This window comes from Ilyobacter sp. (assembly GCF_041583315.1).
Lineage (GTDB): Bacteria > Fusobacteriota > Fusobacteriia > Fusobacteriales > Fusobacteriaceae > Ilyobacter.
The window spans coordinates 1-1,511 of the sequence record NZ_JBFHGC010000626.1 but is presented as its reverse complement, the minus strand read 5'-3'; the positions used below and the strand labels follow the sequence as shown (position 1 = coordinate 1,511).

At 33.3% G+C, this 1,511-nt stretch carries 2 protein-coding genes; one reads left to right on the top strand and one right to left on the bottom strand.

From position 1 onward, the window contains the following. Positions 1 to 217: 217 nt before the first annotated feature. Positions 218 to 760 carry a hypothetical protein gene (locus ABZA26_RS14880; RefSeq protein ID WP_372715265.1) on the bottom strand — a complete coding sequence of 181 codons (543 nt, stop codon included), beginning with the start codon at positions 758 to 760 and terminating at the stop codon, positions 218 to 220. A 131-nt stretch (positions 761 to 891) separates the two neighbouring features. Here ABZA26_RS14880 and ABZA26_RS14875 point away from each other — a divergent pair. After that, on the top strand, positions 892 to 1,511 hold a 620-nt coding region (locus ABZA26_RS14875; RefSeq protein ID WP_372715264.1), incomplete at its 3' end, for a LysM peptidoglycan-binding domain-containing protein.

Here is a 1,511-nt window from a genome sequence, read left to right as displayed (position 1 = left end):
CCTTACTCTGATGACCGCCATATTTATAATTTTTGTATTCAACTATTATGTTGCTGTGGCCACAGGAGCCTCCTTCAAAAAAAGATTTTTTGAAATGACTTTCCTGAGTCTTGGTATTGCCACTCTTTCTTTCATAGTTGGAATAGCGGTGAAAAGTATCTTAGGAATAGACTGATAAAAACCCACTGCATCTAATTATATGAGCAGTGGGTTTTTACTATCTGATTACTTTTTTCAGGGCCTTCATTATTTCTCTGTCTTCAAATACTTTTGAAAGTTTTACACAGAACCAATCATACTCTTTTTCTGAAAGTTTTAACTTTTCTTTGATAAATTCATCCATTTTTTTCTTTTCTTCAGGGAGCAGTTCCGTTCTAGTAGAATTATTTATCTCTTCTATGGTCCCTTTCCCTTCAAAATATGAAAGCACCTTGGTCCAGTTGGTAATAATATCAACTTTTCTGAGAAGCATGATGCAGGTATAGTTCAATTGCGGAATCTCACTGTAACCCTTTCTTTTCAAAAACCTTTTTGCATCGTCGTCTTTTTCAGTAAAATAAAGAACTTCCCCGGCTTTTTTTGTATTCATTATCTTTGGCATTTTTTTTGTTTTTTTCTGCATTCTGAGATATTTGGAAAGTGGTAATGATTTTGATTCCAAATAAAACTCAATTGCAAATTGGTTGAAATTTTTTCCATCTTTTAAATCCCCGTCTTCTATAATATTTATCATTTCATCGACTTTTTCAAAATTAACCATAGAATATAACCCCCCACTTATTATTACTTAAAATAATTATACTACTCATAATTGATTTTTCCAATAAATTAATTTGAAACTTAATATAAATTGTGGTAAATTATTCATACAAAGTATTGGGGGAATAGTCGATGAATATTTCTAAAAAATTATTAATATCTGCTTTTTATGTAGTAATAATGGGATGCAGCAGCGGTAAATATCATACAGTAAAAAATGGAGATACACTTTATTCTATTGCTGTAAAAAACAAAGTAAGTGTTACAGAAATAATGGCATTAAATAATCTAGATACCCCTCGTATAACCACAGGAACCAAGTTACTGCTCAAGGGGGATTCCGAAAATACCAAGAGCAAACCAAGATATCACATAGTAAAACCCGGGGAAACACTATATCGATTATCCGTGTGGTACAGTACACCTGTAGAATATCTGAGAGAGTACAATAATCTTCCGGATAACACAATATATGCAGGTCAGAAGATATATCTAGATTCAGATTTTTCAGATAATGAGATTCAATATTCAAGGTCAGACGATAATGACTCAGATATTTCTCCGACACTAAAATCTTTTAAATGGCCAATTAAAGGCAAAGAGATAACAAGTGAATTTGGAACAAGGGTTCATCCTATAACAGGGCGAGAAACAACTCATGACGGAGTAGACTTGAGGGCAAGCATGAATACTCCTGTATATGCTCCTTATTCCGGGACAGTGACATATACCGGATGGATGAGCGGATATGG

Excerpts from the sequence above, each read along its gene's own strand:
- ABZA26_RS14880 (WP_372715265.1), bottom strand. The coding sequence starts at position 760 with ATGGTTAATTTTGAAAAAGTCGATGAAATGATAAATATTATAGAAGAC.